Annotated in this window: 20 protein-coding genes; 4 read left to right on the top strand and 16 right to left on the bottom strand. The window is 72.1% G+C overall.

Features of this window, described 5'->3' with window-relative positions; all coding sequences use genetic code 11:
- Nucleotides 1-9: 9 nt before the first annotated feature.
- The 13 genes from nuoK to ACWDCZ_RS07325 all read right to left on the bottom strand — a co-directional run bounded on the left by nuoK (nucleotide 10) and on the right by ACWDCZ_RS07325 (nucleotide 13481).
- The gene (gene nuoK, locus ACWDCZ_RS07385) at nucleotides 10-309 is read right to left on the bottom strand and encodes an NADH-quinone oxidoreductase subunit NuoK (RefSeq protein WP_049652557.1); all 300 of its coding nucleotides are present in this window, start codon (nucleotides 307-309) and stop codon (nucleotides 10-12) included.
- Nucleotides 306-1301: an NADH-quinone oxidoreductase subunit J gene (locus ACWDCZ_RS07380; RefSeq protein WP_449815454.1), complete on the bottom strand. Its 996-nt coding sequence runs from the start codon at nucleotides 1299-1301 to the stop codon at nucleotides 306-308. Before ACWDCZ_RS07380 ends, nuoK begins: the two co-directional genes overlap by 4 nt.
- On the bottom strand, nucleotides 1301-1909 hold the full coding sequence (nuoI, locus tag ACWDCZ_RS07375) for an NADH-quinone oxidoreductase subunit NuoI (protein ID WP_387972607.1): 609 nt from the start codon (nucleotides 1907-1909) through the stop codon (nucleotides 1301-1303). Before nuoI ends, ACWDCZ_RS07380 begins: the two co-directional genes overlap by 1 nt.
- A gap of 6 nt (nucleotides 1910-1915) precedes the next feature.
- A complete protein-coding gene (nuoH, locus tag ACWDCZ_RS07370; RefSeq protein WP_375876368.1) occupies nucleotides 1916-3271 on the bottom strand; it encodes an NADH-quinone oxidoreductase subunit NuoH in 1356 nt (451 codons plus the stop codon).
- Nucleotides 3268-5823, bottom strand: a complete 2556-nt coding sequence (locus tag ACWDCZ_RS07365; protein ID WP_449815445.1) for an NADH-quinone oxidoreductase subunit G — start codon at nucleotides 5821-5823, stop codon at nucleotides 3268-3270. The genes nuoH and ACWDCZ_RS07365 overlap by 4 nt, the downstream gene beginning before the upstream one ends.
- Nucleotides 5820-7181 (bottom strand): NADH-quinone oxidoreductase subunit NuoF, encoded by a 1362-nt coding sequence (gene nuoF / locus ACWDCZ_RS07360; protein ID WP_049651165.1) that lies wholly within the window; start codon nucleotides 7179-7181, stop codon nucleotides 5820-5822. The genes ACWDCZ_RS07365 and nuoF overlap by 4 nt, the downstream gene beginning before the upstream one ends.
- Complete coding sequence (gene nuoE, locus ACWDCZ_RS07355; RefSeq protein WP_416874878.1) at nucleotides 7181-8026, bottom strand: NADH-quinone oxidoreductase subunit NuoE; 846 nt, start codon at nucleotides 8024-8026, stop codon at nucleotides 7181-7183. The genes nuoF and nuoE overlap by 1 nt, the downstream gene beginning before the upstream one ends.
- A complete protein-coding gene (locus ACWDCZ_RS07350; RefSeq protein ID WP_049651167.1) occupies nucleotides 8023-9363 on the bottom strand; it encodes an NADH-quinone oxidoreductase subunit D in 1341 nt (446 codons plus the stop codon). Before ACWDCZ_RS07350 ends, nuoE begins: the two co-directional genes overlap by 4 nt.
- Nucleotides 9363-10076 (bottom strand): NADH-quinone oxidoreductase subunit C, encoded by a 714-nt coding sequence (locus ACWDCZ_RS07345; RefSeq protein ID WP_074005521.1) that lies wholly within the window; start codon nucleotides 10074-10076, stop codon nucleotides 9363-9365. The genes ACWDCZ_RS07350 and ACWDCZ_RS07345 overlap by 1 nt, the downstream gene beginning before the upstream one ends.
- Nucleotides 10073-10627: a NuoB/complex I 20 kDa subunit family protein gene (locus ACWDCZ_RS07340; RefSeq protein ID WP_074005520.1), complete on the bottom strand. Its 555-nt coding sequence runs from the start codon at nucleotides 10625-10627 to the stop codon at nucleotides 10073-10075. Before ACWDCZ_RS07340 ends, ACWDCZ_RS07345 begins: the two co-directional genes overlap by 4 nt.
- 127 nt (nucleotides 10628-10754) lie before the next feature.
- Entirely contained in the window at nucleotides 10755-11114 is a 360-nt protein-coding gene (locus tag ACWDCZ_RS07335) for an NADH-quinone oxidoreductase subunit A (protein ID WP_030060100.1), read from the bottom strand.
- A gap of 535 nt (nucleotides 11115-11649) precedes the next feature.
- Nucleotides 11650-12360: a response regulator gene (locus ACWDCZ_RS07330; protein ID WP_449815444.1), complete on the bottom strand. Its 711-nt coding sequence runs from the start codon at nucleotides 12358-12360 to the stop codon at nucleotides 11650-11652.
- 41 nt (nucleotides 12361-12401) lie between these two features.
- On the bottom strand, nucleotides 12402-13481 hold the full coding sequence (locus ACWDCZ_RS07325) for a sensor histidine kinase (RefSeq protein ID WP_449815443.1): 1080 nt from the start codon (nucleotides 13479-13481) through the stop codon (nucleotides 12402-12404).
- 197 nt (nucleotides 13482-13678) lie between these two features.
- On the opposite strand from ACWDCZ_RS07325, the gene ACWDCZ_RS07320 reads away from it, so the two are divergent.
- Nucleotides 13679-14254: a hypothetical protein gene (locus ACWDCZ_RS07320; RefSeq protein ID WP_449815442.1), complete on the top strand. Its 576-nt coding sequence runs from the start codon at nucleotides 13679-13681 to the stop codon at nucleotides 14252-14254.
- 13 nt (nucleotides 14255-14267) lie between these two features.
- On the opposite strand, the gene ACWDCZ_RS07315 is transcribed toward ACWDCZ_RS07320, so the two are convergent.
- Nucleotides 14268-15284: a DMT family transporter gene (locus ACWDCZ_RS07315; protein ID WP_449815441.1), complete on the bottom strand. Its 1017-nt coding sequence runs from the start codon at nucleotides 15282-15284 to the stop codon at nucleotides 14268-14270.
- A 176-nt stretch (nucleotides 15285-15460) separates the two neighbouring features.
- Entirely contained in the window at nucleotides 15461-16126 is a 666-nt protein-coding gene (locus tag ACWDCZ_RS07310; protein WP_049651173.1) for a CatB-related O-acetyltransferase, read from the bottom strand.
- 94 nt (nucleotides 16127-16220) lie between these two features.
- Here ACWDCZ_RS07310 and ACWDCZ_RS07305 point away from each other — a divergent pair, with 94 nt between their 5' ends.
- The 3 genes from ACWDCZ_RS07305 to ACWDCZ_RS07295 all read left to right on the top strand — a co-directional run bounded on the left by ACWDCZ_RS07305 (nucleotide 16221) and on the right by ACWDCZ_RS07295 (nucleotide 18128).
- Nucleotides 16221-16871: a TetR/AcrR family transcriptional regulator gene (locus ACWDCZ_RS07305; protein ID WP_449815440.1), complete on the top strand. Its 651-nt coding sequence runs from the start codon at nucleotides 16221-16223 to the stop codon at nucleotides 16869-16871.
- 84 nt (nucleotides 16872-16955) lie between these two features.
- Nucleotides 16956-17663, top strand: a complete 708-nt coding sequence (locus ACWDCZ_RS07300; RefSeq protein ID WP_449815439.1) for a peptidylprolyl isomerase — start codon at nucleotides 16956-16958, stop codon at nucleotides 17661-17663.
- 108 nt (nucleotides 17664-17771) lie between these two features.
- Nucleotides 17772-18128, top strand: a complete 357-nt coding sequence (locus tag ACWDCZ_RS07295) for a MazG-like family protein (protein ID WP_074005516.1) — start codon at nucleotides 17772-17774, stop codon at nucleotides 18126-18128.
- A gap of 153 nt (nucleotides 18129-18281) precedes the next feature.
- Here the strand turns inward: ACWDCZ_RS07295 and ACWDCZ_RS07290 are convergent, their stop codons facing one another.
- Complete coding sequence (locus tag ACWDCZ_RS07290) at nucleotides 18282-19571, bottom strand: geranylgeranyl reductase family protein (RefSeq protein WP_117491907.1); 1290 nt, start codon at nucleotides 19569-19571, stop codon at nucleotides 18282-18284.
- Between the last annotated feature and the right edge of the window lie 171 nt (nucleotides 19572-19742).

The following is a 19742-nucleotide window of genomic DNA, read 5'->3' as shown; positions in this document are numbered from 1 at the left end:
GCCCTCCGCCTACAGCTTCATCAGGTTGCTGTCGTCGACCGAAGCGGAGTGCCTGGTCCGGAAGATGGAGACGATGATGGCGAGGCCGACCACGACCTCGGCCGCCGCGACCACCATCGTGAAGAACGCGATGATCTGGCCGTCCAAGGTCCCGTGCAGCCGGGAGAAGGTCACCAGGGCGAGGTTCGAGGCGTTCAGCATCAGCTCCACGCACATGAACAGCACGATCGCGTTGCGTCGGACCAGCACCCCGGCCGCTCCGATGGTGAACAACAGGGCCGACAGGTAGAGGTAGTTGACCGGGTTCACTCCGCGCCCTCCTCGTCGGCCGGGTGCTTCACGTTGTTCGCCGGCACCGGCCCGCCGTTCACCGGCCCGTTCGCCGGCCCGTTCGCCGACCCCTTCGCCGTCACCGCCCCGCCGTTCGCCGGCAGCGGGGCGCCGTTGGCCGGCACCGGCTCCAGCGACTTGCGCGGGGCCTTCACGGCCGGCCGCTCCGAGGACGGACGGCCCAGCCAGTCCGCCGTGCTGTTCTCCAGCTCCGCCATCCGCCGCAGCATCGCCTGGCTGACGTCCCGGACCTGGCCGCGCTCGCGCAGCGTCGCCATCACCGAGTCCTCGGCGATCGTGCCGTCCGGCAGCAGCCCCGGCACGTCCACCGCGTTGTGCCGGGCGTACACGCCCGGCGCCGGCAGCGGCGGCAGCTGGATGTTGTCCACGACCCGCTGCGCCGCCAGCTCGCGCTGCGTCTTCGGCGCCTTCACGTGCTCCCGGTGGGTCAGCACCATCGCGCCGATCGCCGCGGTGATCAGCAGCGCGCCGGTGACCTCGAAGGCCCACACGTAGCGGGTGAAGATCAGCCGGGCCAGGCCCGGCACGTTGCCCTCGGCGTTCGCCTCGGACAGCCCGGTGAAGTGGTCCAGCTTCGCGTTGGCGATCCCGGCGATCAGCAGCACGCCGAAGCCCAGCCCGCACAGCGCCGCGGCGAACCGCTGGCCCTTCAGCTGCTCCTTCAGCGAGTCCTCGCCGGTGACGCCGACCAGCATCACCACGAACAGGAACAGCATCATGATCGCGCCGGTGTACACCACGATCTGCACCACGCCCAGGAACACCGCGCCCTGGGCCATGTAACAGACCGCCAGCGCCATCATGGTGGCCGCCAGGCAGAGCGCGCTGTGCACGGCCTTGCGCATCAGCACCATGCCGAGCGCACCGCCGACCGCGATCACCGCGAGCACCCAGAACTGGACGGCCTCGCCCGTCGAGGTCGTCCCGGTCGCCTCCGCCAGCCGCGCGATCACTGCTGCACCTCCTTGTCCCGCTCGGTGCGCTCCTGCTGGACCGTCCCCGGCGCCGCCGAGGTGACCTCGCCCCGGTAGTACGCGCCCTCGTCGGTGCCCGGGAAGATCGCGTGCGGGGTGTCGACCATGCCCTCGGACAGGCCCACCAGCAGCTGCTCCTTGGTGAAGATGAGGTCCCGCCGGGAGGAGTCGGCCAGCTCGTACTCGTTGGTCATGGTCAGCGCCCTGGTCGGGCAGGCCTCGATGCACAGCCCGCACAGGATGCAGCGGGCGTAGTTGATCTGGTACACCGCGCCGTAGCGCTCACCCGGGGAGTAGCGCTCCTCGTCCCGGTTGTCCGCGCCCTCCACGTAGATCGCGTCGGCCGGGCAGGCCCACGCGCACAGCTCGCAGCCGACGCACTTCTCCAGGCCGTCCGGGTGCCGGTTCAACTGGTGGCGGCCGTGGAAGCGCGGAGCGGTGGGCTTCTTCTGCTCCGGGTACTGCTCGGTGAGCCGCTTCTTGAACATGGCCTTGAAGGTCACGCCGAAGCCGGCGGCCGGGCCGAGGATCGACGGACGGTCGCCCCGTTCGGCGTGGCCCGTTCGATCGGACTGGTCGGACATCTCGGTTCAGCTCCCTTCGGAATGGTCGGCCCCGTTGAGGGCGTCCTGGAGTTGCTTCGGGGCACGGCTGCGGCGGCGCGGCACCGGCGGGAGCACCTGGCCGGGCAGCGGCGGGACGGGGTAGCCGCCCGCCATCGGGTCGAACTCCCCCCCGTCCTTCGGCCGGGCCGGGCCCGCGCCGGGCGGGGCCTCCCCGGACTCCGGCTGCTTCCTCAGGAAGTCCCGCAGCAGCGCCAGCAGCAGCACCGCCCCGACCGGGGCGCCCACGTACAGCACCACCTGGCCGAAGCCGTAGCCCTCGTTGCGCAGCGCCCGCACGCTCGCGATCAGCACCAGCCACACCAGCGAGACCGGGATCAGCACCTTCCAGCCCAGCTTCATGAACTGGTCGTAGCGGAGCCGGGGCAGCGTGCCGCGCAGCCAGATGAAGAAGAACAGCAGCAGCTGGATCTTCAGCGTGATCCACAGCATCGGCCACCAGCCGTGGTTGGCGCCCTCCCAGAAGGTCGTCACCGGCCACGGGGCCCGCCAGCCGCCCAGGAAGAGGGTCGAGGCCACCGCCGAGACCGTCACCATGTTCACGTACTCGGCCAGCATGAACATCGCGAACTTCAGCGAGGAGTACTCGGTGTTGAAGCCGCCGACCAGCTCGCCCTCGGCCTCCGGCAGGTCGAACGGCGCCCGGTTGGTCTCGCCGACCATCGCGATGATGTAGACGATGAACGACACCGGCAGCAGCGCCGCGAACCAGGTCGGCTGCTGGTGCGCCACGATCTCCGAGGTCGACATCGAGCCCGAGTAGATGAACACCGCCGCGAAGGACAGGCCCATCGCGATCTCGTAGCTGATCATCTGCGCGGACGAGCGCAGCCCGCCCAGCAGCGGGTACGTCGAACCCGAGGACCAGCCGGCCAGCACGATGCCGTAGATGCCCACCGAGGCCGTCGCCAGGACGTACAGCAGCGCGACCGGGAAGTCCGTCAGCTGGAGCGGCGTACGGGTGCCGAAGATCGACACCTCGTTGCCGGCCGGACCGAACGGGATCACCGCGAAGGCCATGAACGCGGGGATGGCGCAGACGATCGGGGCCAGGATGTAGACCACCTTGTCCGAGCCCTTGACCACCAGGTCTTCCTTCAGCGCCAGCTTCACGCCGTCCGCCAGCGACTGCAGCAGGCCCCACGGGCCGTGCCGGTTGGGCCCGATGCGCAGCTGCATCCAGGCCACCACCTTGCGCTCCCAGACGATCGCGATCAGCACCGTCAGGACCAGGAAGGCGAAGCAGAACACCGCCTTCAGCAGCACCAGCCACCACGGGTCCTGCCCGAAGAAGTGGAGCGTCTCGTACGGCTGCGACGTCATCGGTCCTCCCCTGTGCCGTCGCCGGCGGTCTCGTCCGCGGCCCCGGGTTCGGAGCCGGCCCCGGGTGCGGGTCCGACTTCGGGCTCGGGTTCGGGCTCGGGTTCCGACTCGGCCGCGGCGATCGTGACCAGGTGGCCGACGGTGGTGCCGAGCGCGCGGTGGGCACCGCCCGGCGTGGAGTCCAGCGGGACCCAGACCGTGCGGTCCGGGATCGAGTCGGTGACCTCCAGCGGCAGGGTCAGCGATCCGGCCGGACCGGTCAGCCGCAGCTCCTCGGCCGCCTCGGCGCCGATCTCCTTGGCCGTCTCCGCCGAGATCCGGGCCACCGCCCGGTGCCGGGTGCCCGCCAGGTGCGGGTCCCCCTGCTGCAGCACGCCGTTGTCCAGCAGCAGACGCCAACCCGCCAGCACCGCCTGGCCGGTGGCCGGTCGGGGCAGCAGGCCCGGGTGCGCCGCCGGGTCGGCCGTGCGGTCGCCCTCCCAGGGGGCGAAGCGGTCCAGCTCCAGCCGGGCCGCCCGGACGTCCGGCAGGCCCAGCCGGTGGCCCAGCGCGTCGGCCAGCATGCCCAGCACCCGCAGGTCCGGCTGGAGGTGGCGGCCCATCTGCTGGTCCGGCTTGAGCGCCGACTCGAACATCCGCACCCGGCCCTCCCAGTCCAGGAAGGTGCCGGCCTTCTCCGCCACCGCCGCCACCGGCAGCACCACGTCGGCCCGCGCCGTCACCGCCGAGGGCCGCAGCTCCAGCGACACCAGGAACGGCACCGCCGCCAGCGCCTCGTCGGCCAGCGCCGGATCCGGCAGGTCGTCCGGGTCCACGCCGCCGACCAGCAGCGCGTCCAACTCGCCCGCCACGGCCGCCGCCAGGATCCCGTCGGTGTCCCGGCCCGGCCGGGACGGCGGCTCGGCGCCGCCCCACACCGCGGCCGCCTCCGCCCGGGCCGCCGGAACGGCCACCGGACGCCCGCCGGGCAGCAGGCCCGGCAGCACGCCCGCCTCGACGGCCCCGCGCTCACCGGCCCGGCGCGGCACCCAGGCGAGCCTCGCACCCGTCGCGTGCGCCAGCCGCAGCACCGCCGTCAGCCCGCCCGGGACGGCGGCCAGCCGCTCGCCCGCCAGGATCACCGCGCCCGGGGTGCGCAGCAGTTCGGCCGCCCGGCCCGCGTCGTCGTTCAGCGGCTCGTCCGCCGCCAGCGCCGCGAACCACTCCGGCTCGGTGCCGGGGGCGGCCGGCAGCAGCGCCCCGCGCAGCTTCGCCAGGCCCCGGGAGCCGAACGCGGCCACCGAGAACACCTTCAGGCCCGTCGCCCGGGTCGCCTTGCGCAGCCGCAGGAAGACGATCGGCGACTCCTCCTCCGGCTCGAAGCCCGCCAGCAGCACCGCCGGAGCCCGGTCGAGGTCCTCGTACGACACCCCGGTGCCGTCCACGTCGACGCCCCGCCCGGCCACCGCCGCGGCCAGGAAGTCCGCCTCCTCGCCGCTGTGCGGGCGGGCCCGGAAGTCCACGTCGTTGGTGCCCAGCACCACCCGCGCGAACTTCCCGTACGCGTAGGCGTCCTCGACCGTCACCCGGCCGCCGGCCAGCACCCCCGCCCGGACCCCGCGCAGCCCCTCGGCCGCCCGGGCCAGCGCCTCCGGCCAGGAGGCCGGCACCAGCTCGCCGTCCACCCGCACCAGCGGGGTGGTCAGCCGGTCGCGCTGCTGGGCGTAGCGGAAGGCGAAGCGGCCCTTGTCGCAGTTCCACTCCTCGTTCACCGCCGGGTCCTCGCCCGCCAGCCGGCGCAGCACCTTGCCGCGCCGGTGGTCGGTGCGCTGCGCGCAGCCCGAGGCGCAGTGCTCGCACACGCTCGGCGAGGAGACCAGGTCGAAGGGGCGCGAGCGGAACCGGTACGCCGCCGAGGTGAGCGCGCCCACCGGGCAGATCTGGATGGTGTTCCCGGAGAAGTACGACTCGAAGTCGTCGCCCTCGCCGGTGCCGACCTGCTGCAGCGCCCCGCGCTCCACCAGGTCGATGAACGGGTCCCCGGCGATCTGCTGCGAGAAGCGGGTGCAGCGCGCGCACAGCACGCAGCGCTCGCGGTCCAGCAGCACCTGGCTGCTGATCGGCACCGGCTTCTCGTAGGTGCGCTTCATCCCCTCGAAGCGGGAGTCGGCGGCGCCGCTGCTCATCGCCTGGTTCTGCAGCGGGCACTCACCGCCCTTGTCGCAGACCGGGCAGTCCAGCGGGTGGTTGATCAGCAGCAGCTCCATCACGCCGCGCTGGGCCTTCTCGGCCACCGGCGAGCTGAGCTGGGTGCGCACCACCATGCCCTCGGCCACCGGGATGGTGCAGGAGGCGACCGGCTTGCGCTGGCCCTCGACCTCGACGATGCACTGGCGGCAGGCGCCGGCCGGGTCGAGCAGCGGGTGGTCGCAGAAGCGCGGGATCTGGGTGCCGATGGTCTCGGCGGCCCTGATCACCAACGTTCCCTTGGGGACCCGCACTTCGACGCCGTCGATGGTGAGCGTGACCAGTTCGACCGCTGTCTCGGAGGCCGTTGGCTCTGTGATCGTCACGCGTGCACCTCCCTTTCGGTGGCGGACTGGTGGCCGGGGCGGGGGCCGTCGGCCCAGACGGTGGAGGCGGCCGGGTCGAACGGGCAGCGGCGCTCGGCCAGGTGCTGCTCGTACTCGGCCCGGAAGTGCTGGAGCGAGGAGACGATCGGACTGGCCGCGCCGTCGCCCAGGGCGCAGAAGGACTTGCCGTTGATGTTGTCGGCGATGTCGAGGAGCTTCTCCAGGTCCCCGTCGACGCCCTGGCCCGCCTCGATCCGCTTGAGCAGCTGGACCAGCCAGTAGGTGCCCTCGCGGCAGGGGGTGCACTTGCCGCAGGACTCGTGGGCGTAGAACTCCGTCCAGCGGGTGACGGCCCGCACCACGCAGGTGGTCTCGTCGAAGACCTGGAGCGCCTTGGTGCCGAGCATCGAGCCGGCCGCCCCGACGCCCTCGTAGTCCAGCGGGACGTCGAGGTGCTCGTCGGTGAACATCGGGGTGGAGGAGCCGCCTGGGGTCCAGAACTTCAGCCGGTGCCCGGCGCGGACGCCGCCGCTGAGGTCGAGCAGCTGGCGCAGCGTGACGCCGAGCGGGGCCTCGTACTGGCCGGGGTTGGTGACGTGGCCGGAGAGCGAGTAGAGCGTGAAGCCGGGGGACTTCTCGGTGCCCAGGGCCTTGAACCACTCCTTGCCGCGGGACAGGATCGGCGGCACCGAGGCGATCGACTCGACGTTGTTGACCACCGTCGGGCAGGCGTACAGGCCGGCGATGGCCGGGAACGGGGGCCGCAGCCTGGGCTGGCCGCGGCGGCCCTCCAGCGAGTCCAGCAGCGCCGTCTCCTCGCCGCAGATGTAGGCGCCGGCGCCGGCGTGCACGGTGATGTCCAGGTCGACGCCCGAGCCGAGGATGTTCCGGCCCAGCAGCCCCGCCCCGTACGCCTCGGCGACGGCCGCGTGCAGCCGGCGCAGCACCGGGACGACCTCGCCGCGCAGGTAGATGAAGGCGTGGTCGCAGCGGATCGCGTAGGAGGCGATGATCATGCCCTCGATCAGCGCGTGCGGGTTGGCGAACAGCAGCGGGATGTCCTTGCAGGTGCCCGGCTCGGACTCGTCCGCGTTGACCACCAGGTAGTGCGGCTTGCCGTCGTTCTGCGGGATGAACTGCCACTTCATCCCGGTGGGGAAGCCGGCGCCGCCGCGGCCGCGCAGGCCGGAGTCCTTGACCAGGGCGATCACGTCGTCCGGCGGCATGGCGAGGGCCGCCTTGAGGCCCTCGTAGCCGTGGTGGCGGCGGTAGGTGTCGAGCGTCCAGGGGCGGCTGTCGTCCCAGGAGTCGGACAGGACCGGGGTGAGCAGCTTCTCGGCCGGCTCGGCGGAGGTCATCACGCTTCGCTCCCTTCCTGGCCGTTGCCCGCCTGGGTGGTGCCCGCTTGGCCGTTGGCCGCCTGGCCGTTGCCTGCCTGGCCGTTGGCCTCGGGGCGGGGTGCGTCGGGGCGGGGGGATTCGGGGCGCGGGGCGACCACCTTGGTGCCGGGGGTGCCGGGCAGCGCCTCGCCGCGGGCCAGCCGCAGGCCGGCCAGGGAGGGCGCGCCGCCGGCGCCGGACTCGTCGTTGGCCCCCGGGCGCTCGTCGGGGAAGCCGGCCAGGATCCGGGCGGTCTCCTTGAAGCCGCACAGCCGGGCACCGCGGGTGGGGCGGACCTCTCGGCCGGCCCGCAGGTCGTCGACCAGCTGCCGGGCGCTGTCCGGGGTCTGGTTGTCGAAGAACTCCCAGTTGACCATCACCACGGGCGCGTAGTCGCAGGCCGCGTTGCACTCGATGTGCTCGATCGAGACCTCGCCGTCCTCGGTGGTCTCGTTGTTGCGGACGCCCAGGTGCTCCTGGAGCTCGGCGAAGATCTGGTCGCCGCCGAGCACCGCGCACAGGGTGTTGGTGCAGACCCCGACGTGGTACTTCCCGGCCGGGCGACGCCGGTACATGGTGTAGAAGGTCGCGACCGCGGTGACCTCGGCGGTGGTGAGGTCCAGCTGTTCGGCGCAGAAGCGGATCCCGGTCGGGCTGACGAAGCCCTCCTCCGCCTGCACCAGGTGCAGCAGCGGCAGCAGCGCCGAGCGGGCCTGCGGGTAGCGGGCGATCAGCTCGGCGGCGTCGGCGGCCAGCCGGGCACGCACCTCCTCGGGGTACGGTGCGGCCGGCAGTGCCGGCAGTCCGAGTTCGACGTTGGTCACCGGTCCACGCCTCCCATCACCGGGTCGATCCCGGCCACCGCGACGATCACGTCGGCCACCTGGCCGCCCTCGCACATCGCCGCCATCGTCTGCAGATTGGTGAACGACGGGTCCCGGAAGTGGACCCGGTACGGACGCGTCCCGCCGTCGCTGACCACGTGCACGCCCAGCTCGCCCTTGGGCGACTCGACCGCCGCGTACGCCTGGCCGACCGGGACCCGGAAGCCCTCGGTGACCAGCTTGAAGTGGTGGATCAGGGCCTCCATCGAGGTGCCCATGATCTTGCGGATGTGGTCGAGGGAGTTGCCCATCCCGTCCGGGCCGACGGCCAGTTGGGCCGGCCAGGCGATCTTCTTGTCGGCCACCATGACCGGGCCGGGCCGCAGCCGGTCCAGGCACTGCTCGACGATCCGCAGCGACTGCTTCATCTCCTCCAGGCGGATCAGAAAGCGGCCGTAGGAGTCGGCGCTCTCCGCGATCGCGACCTCGAAGTCGTAGTCCTGGTAACCGCAGTACGGGTCGGTCTTGCGCAGGTCGTGCGGCAGGCCGGTGGCGCGCAGGATCGGACCGGTGGCGCCCAGGGCCAGGCAGCCGGGCAGGTCCAGGAAGCCGACGTCGACCAGGCGGGCCTTGAACACCGGGTTGCCGGTCGCGAGTTTGTCGTACTCGTGCATCCGGGAGCGGAAGACCTTGACCGCCTCGCGGATCTGGTCGACCGCGCCGGGCGGCAGGTCCTGGGCGAGGCCGCCGGGGCGCACGTACGCGTGGTTCATGCGCAGGCCGGTGACCAGCTCGAAGACGTCCAGGATCAGTTCGCGGTCCCGGAAGCCGTAGATCATCAGGGTGGTGGAGCCGATCTCCATGCCGCCGGTGGCCAGGCAGACCAGGTGCGAGGCGATCCGGTTGAGCTCCATCATCATCACCCGGATGACGTTGGCGCGGTCCGGGACGTCGCCGGTGATGCCGAGCAGCTTCTCGACCGCCAGGCAGTAGGCCGTCTCGTTGAACAGCGGGGTCAGGTAGTCCATGCGGGTCACGAAGGTGGTGCCCTGGACCCAGCTGCGGAACTCCATGTTCTTCTCGATGCCGGTGTGGAGGTAGCCGATGCCGCAGCGGGCCTCCTTCACCGTCTCGCCGTCGATCTCCAGGATCAGCCGCAGCACGCCGTGGGTGGACGGGTGCTGGGGGCCCATGTTGACGATGATGCGCTCGTCGTCGGCCCGGCCGACCGCCTCGACCACCTCGCCCCAGTCGCCGCCGGTGACGGTGAAGACCCGGCCCTCGGTGGTCTCGCGGGCGTCGGCTTCCTCGGTCTCTCCATAGTGCTGGGTGTTCATCAGCTGTACGACCTCCGCTGGTCGGGAGCCGGGATCTGGGCGCCCTTGTACTCGACGGGGATGCCGCCGAGCGGGTAGTCCTTGCGCTGCGGGTGGCCCAGCCAGTCGTCCGGCATCATGATCCGGGTGAGCGCCGGGTGGCCCTCGAAGACCAGGCCGAAGAAGTCGTAGGCCTCGCGCTCGTGCCAGTCGTTGGTCGGGTAGACGCTCACCACGGAGGGGACGCGCGGATCGGCGTCGGGCGCGGTGACCTCCAGCCGGATCAGCCTGCCGTGGGTGATCGAGCGCAGGTGGTAGACCGCGTGCAGCTCGCGGCCCTTGTCGCCGGGGTAGTGCACGCCGCTCACCCCCAGGCAGAGCTCGAAGCGCAGCGCCGGGTCGTCGCGCAGGATCCGGGCGGTCCTCAGCAGGTGGTCGCGCTCGATGTGGAAGGTGATCTCGCCGCGGTCGACCACCGTCCTCTCGATCACCTCGACCGGGTCCAGGCCCTGCTCCTCCAGGGCGCCCTCCAGCTCGTCGGCGACCTCGTCGAACCAGCCGCCGTACGGGCGTTCGCTCGGACCGGGCAGCACGATCGGGGCAGCCAGACCGCCGAAGCCGGAGGTGTCGCCACTGCCCTCGGCACCGAACATGCCCTGGCGGCGGCCGACCACCTCGACCGGGATCTCGCGGACCGGCTGCTCGCGGCGGGTCTCGGGTACCTGCTCGTTCATCGCAGCTGCCCCCGCATCTCGCTGATCGGGGTGGCCTTGAGGGCGAGCGCCTCGCCGAGCTCCTCGGCCCGGCGCCTGTTCACGCCCAGCGGCTCGTGCTGGATCTTGTCGTGCAGCTTCAGGATGGCGTCCATCAGCATCTCCGGACGGGGCGGACAGCCGGGCAGGTAGATGTCCACCGGGACGATGTGGTCGACGCCCTGGACGATCGCGTAGTTGTTGAACATCCCGCCGGACGAGGCGCAGACACCCATCGAGATGACCCACTTGGGGTTGGGCATCTGGTCGTACACCTGGCGCAGCACCGGGGCCATCTTCTGACTCACCCGGCCCGCCACGATCATCAGATCGGCCTGCCGAGGGGAGCCCCGGAAGACCTCCATGCCGAACCGGGCCAGGTCGTAGCGGCCCGCCCCGGTGGTCATCATCTCGATCGCGCAGCAGGCCAGACCGAAGGTGGCCGGGAAGAGTGACGCCTTGCGCACCCAGCCGGCGGCCGTCTCCACGGTCGTGAGCAGAAAGCCGCTCGGCAGCTTCTCCTCGATTCCCATCAGATCCCTCTCAATGCCCTCAAGTCCTCTGATACGTGGGCCGGTTCTGGCTTGTCCGCTCGTTCACAAGCGGGTGCTCAGCCGGCGGACGGGTGGGCCACCACCCCGCGCTCTGACCACCCCGCGCTCAGTCCCACTCCAGACCGCCGCGCCGCCACACGTAGGCGTACGCAACGAAGACGGTGGCGATGAACAGGAGCATCTCGACCAGCCCGAAGATCCCCAGGGCGTCGAAGGTCACCGCCCAGGGGTAGAGGAAGACGATCTCGATGTCGAAGACGATGAAGAGCATCGCCGTCAGGTAGTACTTGATCGGGAACCGACCGCCGCCCACGGGCTGCGGGGTCGGCTCGATGCCGCACTCGTACGCCTCCAACTTGGCCCGGTTGTAGCGCTTGGGGCCGGTGAGTGAGGCCATCACGACGGAGCCGACCGCGAACGCCGCCGCGATGGCACCGAGTACGAGGATCGGCGCGTAGGCATTCATAGCCCCCGCTCCCTCCGTCCAGTCGTCCTTGACTGCAGATCGGAACCGGCAGGTCACACTGAGGTGAACCCGCGTTCCGGTTCCCGAGATCCACCTCATGTGAGGCAGTTCACAAAGCCTGGAACGAGCGCATCTTATGCCCGTCGGCTTGTGATCTGCGACACGCAGTTCAACGCCATCTTTGTGATCTACGACACCCTGTAAATGGGGTCGAATGTGAGCATGCCCAGATTTGTCGACGCAAAGCAGTCAAACGATCACAAGCGGTCGCATTTACTTGTGAAGTGGCAGGTCAGGGGCGTGTTCCTATATCAACTATGCGTCGTAGGGAGCAAATTTTCAGACGTCATGTTGACGTGTTATAGCGGCTCACTCGCAGGGGTGGCGGGGCCCGAACGCTCGCTTGACCCTTCGTTCACAAGCGCGCGAGCCTGCCGTCGGGCGGGGTTCCCTTCCCCCTCTCCCGCGCGCCCGCCGTCCCGCTCCGACGGTGCCCGCCGGAGCCGCGGGCCCTCGTGCTCCGGGGCGGGGCCCGCTACTGGCGGCCGGCCGTCTGCTCCCAGACCCAGGCCGCGATGCCCACCCGGTTGCGGGCGCCGATCTTGCGCTGGACATTGGCGAGGTGGTTCTTCACCGTCCCCGGTGAGATGAACAGCCCTGCGCCGATCTCGGCGTTGGTCGCACCGTCTGCCACCAGCTCGGCGATCTCCCTTTCTCTCGTGGTCAGTTCCTCCGTCGGCCCGGCTGTCGGCTGCGGAGCCGCCGCGGCCGCCTTCGCGCCCGGCCCCGACCTCAGCGCCGGCTTCGGCTCCGCGCCCGGGAGTGCCATGTGCCGCAGCAGCCGGACGGTGACCTGCGGGCTGATCAACGCGTCCCCGGCCATCGCCGCCCGGACCGCCTCGATCAGCAGCACCGGCCCCGAGCGCTTCAGCAGGAACCCGGCCGCTCCGTGCCGCAGCGCCGTGTGCACGTACTCGTCCAGGTCGAAGGTGGTCACCACGATCACCTTGCACTGGTCGGCCAACTGGCGTGTGACCTCCAGGCCGTCGAGCTTCGGCATCCGGATGTCCGCGAGCACCACATCCGGCCGCAGCCTCCGTGCCTCCGCCACCGCCGCGGCGCCGTCCGCCGCCTCCGCGACCACCACCATGTCCGGCTGGACGTCCAGGATCATCCGGAACGCGCTGCGGATGTCCGCCTGGTCGTCCGCGATCAGGATCCGAACCGGCCCTGTGCCACTGCCCATGTCCCGCACCTCTCCCCGTTGCCGACCTTCGTCGGCTCCTATCACGCCGGCCCCGTGCCGGCCTCCTCCAGCGGCAGCACCGCCGTCACCCGCCAGGCCTCCCGCTCGTACGGACCGGCTTCCAGCGAACCGCCGAGGGCCTCCACCCGGGCCGCCAACCCCGGCAGTCCGCTGCCGCCGCCCCGGCGCGGCCGCCCCGCCGGGCCCGGTGCCCGACCGTCGTTGGTCACGGTCAGCTCCAGCCGTCCACCGCTGCGGCAGGCCCGGATCTCGACCGCCCGCGCGGCCGGAGCGTGCCGCCGGACATTGGTCAGGGACTCGACCACGATCCGGTGGACGGTGCCCTCCACCTCGCGCGGCACCGGCTCCTCCGGCAACTCCAGGCGGACGTTCACGCCGCCCGTCGCGATGAACCGCTCGGCCACCTCGGCGAGTTCGGCGAGTCCGGGCTGCGGACCGCGGCCGCCCTGCTCCTCGCTGCGCAGCAGCTGTACCGTCCGGTCCAGCGAGGCCAGCGCCCGCTGCCCGGCCTGCTCTATTCGCTGGAACATCTCGGCCGCGCCGGCCGGATCGATCCCCGCCAGATAGGCCCCCGCCTGGGCCTGGGCGACCATGCCGCTGACATCGTGCGCCACGAAGTCGTGCAGGTCGTGGGCCAGTTCGAGCCGCTGGGCCCGTCTGGCCTCGGCCACCGCCTCGCGGCGCCCCTCGTCCAGGCCCCGCAGGTAGAGCCCGACCAGGACGGCCGGCAGGGAGAGCATCGATCCGAACCCGAAGAGCGTGAGCGTGTCCGCGGGCCCCTCGACGAACGCGAACCGGGACGGCCAGAGGGCGACCGCTCCGCAAGCCGTCCAGGCCGCCGCCGCGCACCGCGGGCCGTCCTCGGCGCGCAGGCTGACGACCACCGACAGCAGCAGGACGGCCAGCTCGACCAGGCCCGCCAGCCCGGCCCACCGCTGCCCCTCCGTCCAGCGGCCGAGGAGCCAGGCGGCGACCGTGACCACGACCGACGCTGCCCCGAGCGCCATGGTCACGGCCGCCGCCCCGTACCGCCCCCGCGCCACCCAGGCCGGCGGCACCAGGACCAGGACGATCCCGGACAGGATCTGAGTCATCGTCATCACCCCTTCTCGACCCTTCGACTGCCGTCACACTACGACGCCGCCCGGGCGGCGCGCCTGTGCCGATCGGCATATTTCAAAGGCCGGTTGAGCAGGAGGAACAGCCCGATCGGCATCTGCCGCGAACCCCTGGCGGGCCTCCAGTCTTGAGTCATCGCACCGGCCACGGAGGCCGGAGCCGAAGGGAGTCCACCACCATGTCGAAGCTCGTGATCACCGCCCGCGGCACCGCCCACCGGGCCGCGGCGACGGCCCCGAACGTCCCGCCCGCCCCGCGTTGGGCCCGGCTCGCCGCCGGGGCCGCAGTCCTCAGCACCATCCCCTCGGGGCTGTGGCGGATCGCCTTCGGCTTCGGCGTCCCGGTCGGCTTCTCCGGCGCGACGGCCGCGGCGTACGGCGCGCACCAGCCGGGCTGGGGCACGGTCTACTGCGTGGCGCTGAGCGCCCTGGCGGAGGCGCTGGCCTTCCTGACCCTGGGCCTGGTCCGGCCCTGGGGGCTGGTGGCGCCCCGGTGGATCCCCCTGATAGGTGGCCGTCGGGTCCGGCCGCTCGCCGCGATCGTCCCGGCACTGCTGGGCTCGGCGGTCCTCACCTATGTCGGCACGGCCGCACTGCTCGGCGGCTGGGCGCACAACCTGGCCGAGCCGGATTCCCCGCACGGCTTCGCCGCCGTGGTGATGACGCTCGCCTACCTGCCCCTGGTCGCCTGGGGCCCGCTGCTCGGCGCGGTCGCCCTCGACTACGCCCGCCGGACGCTGCGGCGGCGCCGGTGACGAGGACGGCGGGTCACACCGGAGCCGGCTCCGCGCCCGGCCCCACCGCGTCGGTCCCGCTCTCGCACTCGCCCCCGGCCGGGCGCGGCGCCGGAGCGGGGGCGACAGCCGGGGCGGGGGCGGGTACGGGGGCGGTGCGCCGGCCCCACTCGGTCGCGACCAGCACCAGGGCTCCGCCGAGCAGGGCGAGCGGGCCCATGCGGTTCCCGGCCACGGTGATGCCGAAGACGGCGGCCCAGAGCGGCTCGGTCCCGAGCAGCAGGCTCACCCGCGAGGGCGACGTGGCCCGCACGGCCCACATCTGGACGAAGAAGGCGAACAGGGTGCAGAACAAGGACAGGTGCAGCAGCCAGCCCCACTGGCCGGCCCCGTACGAACGCGCGACCGTCCACGGCGCGGGTCCGACCAGGAACGCGACGGCGGCGAACACGCCGGTGGCCACCGCGAGTTGGACCCAGGTGACGGCGAGCACATCGGTGTCGCGGACGGCCCGGGTGCGGGCCATCGCGAGGACGTACGCCGAGCGGACGAGGGCAGCGCCCAGCACCAGTAGGTCACCGAGTGCCGGAGGGCGCAGCCCGCCGTCCCCGGTGAGCAGGGCGACGCCGAGGACGGCCAGCCCGGCGGCGGCGAGGAAGGCCTTCGGCGGCGCGGTCCGGGCGAGGGCGCTCTCGCCGAGCGGCGTGAGCACCATCGCGAGGCTGATGATCAGCCCGGCATTGGTCGCGGAGGTGTGCACGGCTCCGTAGGTCTCCAGCAGGAAGATCCCGCTGAGCACCAGCCCCAGTGCGGCGCCGCCGAGCCACTCGGCGCGGCTCAGCCTCCGCAGGGCACGCCAGGCGACCAGCCCGAGCAGCGGCAGCACCAGGCCGAACCGCAGCACCAGCATCGCCACGACCGTCCCGGGCTCGGCCACCCGCTGGACGGCGAGGAAGCTCGATCCCCACACCACGGCCACGAGCAGGACCGGAAGATCGCGAAGGACCGACGAGGACGAACCCTCGGACGGGTCGGACAAGGAGGCTGGCATGCGAAAGATCCCTCCGAACGAACGGAACCGGCGGGCGCGAGTACCGTACGGCGTCGGACGGACCCAGGAGCCGGGCGGAAGGCCCGGCAGTGGACGGGGCGGTGCGCGGAGCAAGGGGGCGCCATCTTCGCGCACCGGGCCCCCGATGATCAATGCCCTCCACGGGCACGGTTGGGTCAGGCGGAGAGCAGACCGTTCGCCGCGGCGATCGCCTCGATGTCGGCCGGGGTGCCGGACATGATGGCGCGGACGTGCTCGGTGACCAGCTCCACCGGCCAGTCCCACCAGGCCGCACGGAGCAGACGCTCGATGTCGGCGTCGTCGAAGCGGCGGCGGATCGGGCGGGCCGGGTTGCCGCCGACGACGGTGTAGGGCTCGACGTCGGCGGTGACCATCGCCCCGGCCGCGATGATGGCACCGTCGCCGATCCGGACGCCGGGCAGGACGGTGGCCCCGTGGCCGAACCAGACGTCGTTGCCGACCACGGTGTCACCCCGGCTGGGCAGGCCCGTGACGATGTCGAGGGTCCGCTCGGTCCAACTGCCGCCGAACATCGTGAAGGGGAAGGTGGAGACGCCGACGGTCGGGTGGGCGGCGCCGGCCATCAGGAAGCGGGTGCCGGTGGCGATCGCGCAGTACCTGCCGATCACCAGCCGCTCGGGGCCGTACGCGTAGAGGACGTTGCGCTCCTCGAAGCGGGTGGCACCGTCGGGGTCATCGAAGTAGGTGTACTCGCCGACCTCGATCCTCGGGTCGGTGACGAGCGGGCGCAGCAGGACGACCCGGTCGTGGCCGGCAAGCGGGTGGAGGGCGGTGGGGTCGGGAACGGCAGTGGCGGACACGCGGGCTCCTCTCGTAATGCGACGCAAGTCGCATTACGATGAGCATGGCACGGCCGCCACCCCACAGCAAGCCTTAATGCGACTGGAGTCGACTTTGACTGGAGCAACCCACCCCGCACCGGAGCCCCGCACCCCCACCCCGCGCCCGGGCGGCCGCAGCACCCGGGTCCGGGCGGAGGTGGTCGCCGCCACGCTCGCCGAGGTGGCCGAGAAGGGGTACGACGGGCTCACCGTCGAGGCGGTCGCCGCCCGCTCCGGCGTCCACAAGGCGACCCTCTACCGGCGCTGGGGCGGAGTGGACGGCCTCGTCGCCGACGCCCTGACCGCCTCCGCCGACCAGCCCTGGCCCCTGCCCGACACCGGCGACCTCCGGCAGGACCTCCGCCGGATCACCCAGGAGGTGTTCAGCGTCTTCACCGATCCGGAGCTCGGCCCCACGCCCACCGCGCTGATCTCCGCGGCCCAGCGCTCGGACACCGGCGCGGCCGCCCTGCGCGCCTTCTTCGCGGCCCGCCACCGCCAGGCCGCCGAGGTGGCCGAAAGGGCCGTCGCCCGGGGCGAGCTGCCCTCCGGGACGGACGGCACCGAGGTGGTCCGGGCCGCCACCGCGCCGCTCTACTACCGCCTCTTCGTCTCCGGCGAGCCGCTGGACGCCCGCACCGCCGAGCGGGCCGCCGACGCCGCGGCCATGGCCGCCCGCGCCGGACTCTTCACACCCACCACGACCACCCCGGAGCAGAACTGACAAACCATCACACTGTCGCCGCCCGGGGAGCCACGGCCGCCCCAACCCCTACCGCATCCCCATCCGGCCGTGGATGATGCACCCATGACAACACCGCCGTCCACCACCCCCCGGAAGGCCCGTCACGTGAAGCGCAAGCACTGGGCGCTGGTCGCCGCCGCCACCGTCCTCCCGCTCGTGGCGAGCACCGGCACCGCCATCGCGGACACCCCCGCGGCCGCGACCCCCGCTACCGGCTGCGCCTACACACCGGCCGTCCCGGCCGACAACTTCAAGGGCATCCCGGTGTTCGACGCCAAGAAGGCGGCGAGGCCCTACCGCGCGACACTGCGGACCAGCCAGGGCCAGATCAGCTTCGAGGCCCTGACCGACAAGGCGCCCTGCACCACCTTCTCGTTCCGGTTCCTCGCCGAGCACGACTACTTCGACCGCAGTCACTGCCACCGCCTCACCACCCAGCGGATCTACGTCCTCCAGTGCGGCGACCCGACCGGCACGGGCAGCGGCGGTCCCGGCTACTCGTTCCCGGACGAGAACCTGACCGGCGCCACCTACCCGGCCGGCACCGTGGCCATGGCCAACGCCGGCCCGAACACCAACGGCAGCCAGTTCTTCTTCGTCTGGAAGGACACCAAGCTCTCCCCCGCCTACACCCCCTTCGGCCGGATCACCGGCGGTCTGGACGTGCTCCAGAAGATCGCCGCCGGCGGCGAGGACGACCAGAACAACCCGGGCGACGGCTTCCCCAACCTCCCGGTGAACATCCGCAACGTGAAGATCAGCGCCCGCTGAGGCTGCTCGTCCCCGGCGGGCCGGACAGCCCCGGCCCGCTCCCGCCCGCCCCCGCTCCCGTACGGTGGCAACACCAACGACACCGCGTGGGAGCAGGAGCAACGCCGCATGGACAGCCGGATCTGGGAGAGCGTCGACGACCTGGTCGCACGGCTGGACGAGCAGAGCACGCAGTCGCCCCAGGAGGAGCGACTGCTGCGGATCCTCAAGCTCTCCGAGGAGGTCGGCGAGGTCGGTGCCGCGGTGATCGGCGCCACCGGCCAGAACCCGCGCAAGGGGGTCACCCACACCTGGGAGGACGTCCAGCACGAGCTCTGCGACGTCGTCTTCACCGCCCTCGTCGCCCTGAGGACCCTCACCCCCGACGCGGCCCGGATCTTCGACGAGCGTCTCGCCTACGTCGAGCAGCGCTCCGCCGCCTCCCGCCGGGCGCCGGAGGCACCCCGGGCGGCCGAACAGCCGTAGGGCCGGCGGGGACGGACATCCCCACCGGCCCCAACACCCGGTCCGCGCCAGGCGTTCGGCGTCCGGCCCTTCGGCGTCAGCCGCCAGGCATCAGGCGCCAGAGACCAGCCGTCAGGCACCAGCTGTCAGGCACCAGGCGCCAGAGACCAGCCGTCAGGCGTTCGGCGCGACCCTGGCGAGGCCGTTGATCACGCGGTCCATCGCGTCGCCGCCCTGCGGGTCGGTGAGGTTGGCGAGCAGCTTGAGGGTGAAGCGCATCAGCATCGGGTGGGTGAGGCCGCGCTGGGTGGCGATCTGCATCACCTTGGGGTTGCCGATGAGCTTCACGAAGGCGCGGCCCAGCGTGTAGTAGCCGCCGTACACGTCCTTGAGGATGCGCGGGTAGGCCTGGAGGGCGCGCTCGCGGCCGCCGTCGGTGACCCGGGCGAGGGCCTGCACGATGACCCCGGCGGCGATCTGCCCGGATTCCATCGCGTAGGCGATGCCCTCGCCGTTGAACGGGTTGACCATGCCGCCCGCGTCGCCGACGAGCAGCAGGCCGCGGGTGTAGTGCGGCTGCCGGTTGAAGGCCATCGGCAGCGCTGCGCCGCGGATCGGCTCGGTCATGTTCTCGGGGGTGTAGCCCCACTCCTCCGGCATGTTGGCGCACCAGGCCTTGAGCACCTCGCGCCAGTCCAGCTCGCCGAACGCCGGCGAGGAGTTGAGGATGCCGAGGCCCACGTTGGAGGTGCCGTCGCCCATGCCGAAGACCCAGCCGTACCCGGGCAGCAGCTTGCGGTCGCCGTCGCGGGTGTCCCACAGCTCCAGCCAGGACTCCAGGTAGTCGTCGTCGTGGCGCGGCGAGGTGAAGTAGGTGCGGTAGGCGACGCCCATCGGGCGGTCCTCGCGCCGGTGCAGGCCCATGGCGAGCGAGAGCCGGGTGGAGTTGCCGTCGGCGGCGACCACCAGCGGGGCCCGGAAGGTGACCGGCCGCTTCTCGTCGCCGAGCTTGGCGGTGACGCCGACGATCCGGCCGGTGCGCTCGTCCAGGACCGGCCCGCTGACGTTGCAGCGCTCGTAGAGCCGCGCGCCCGCCTTCTCGGCCTGACGGGCGAGCAGCTCGTCGAAGTCGGCGCGCTTGCGCACCAGGCCGTAGTCGGGGAAGGAGGACAGCTCGGGCCAGTCCAGCTCCAGCCGGACGCCGCCGCCGATGATGCGCAGGCCCTTGTTGTGCAGCCAGCCGTTCTCGGTGGAGACGTCGATGCCCATGTCCACCAGCTGCTTGGTGGCGCGCGGGGTCAGGCCGTCGCCGCACACCTTCTCACGCGGGAAGGCGGTCTTCTCCAGCAGCAGCACGTCCAGCCCGGCCTGGGCCAGGTAGTACGCGGTGGTGGCGCCGGCCGGGCCCGCGCCGACCACGATGACGTCGGCCGTGCTCTCGACGGGGCTGTCCGGCTTCGTCAGATCGGCTGCGGTCTCGGACACGTGGACACACTCCTGGAACTGCGGCGGGGGACGGCGGCTTTGTCTCCGGCAGTCTAGTTCCGCTCACGCCACCGGATGCGCCCCCGCCCCCGACCTCCGGCTCCGCCCGTCAGCCCCGACCGCCCCAACCACCAACCCGAGCCGAGCAGC

The organism is Kitasatospora sp. NPDC001225, from assembly GCF_053597855.1.
The sequence above is the reverse complement of the archived record's forward strand: the minus strand, read 5'-3'. Positions and strand labels throughout refer to the sequence as shown.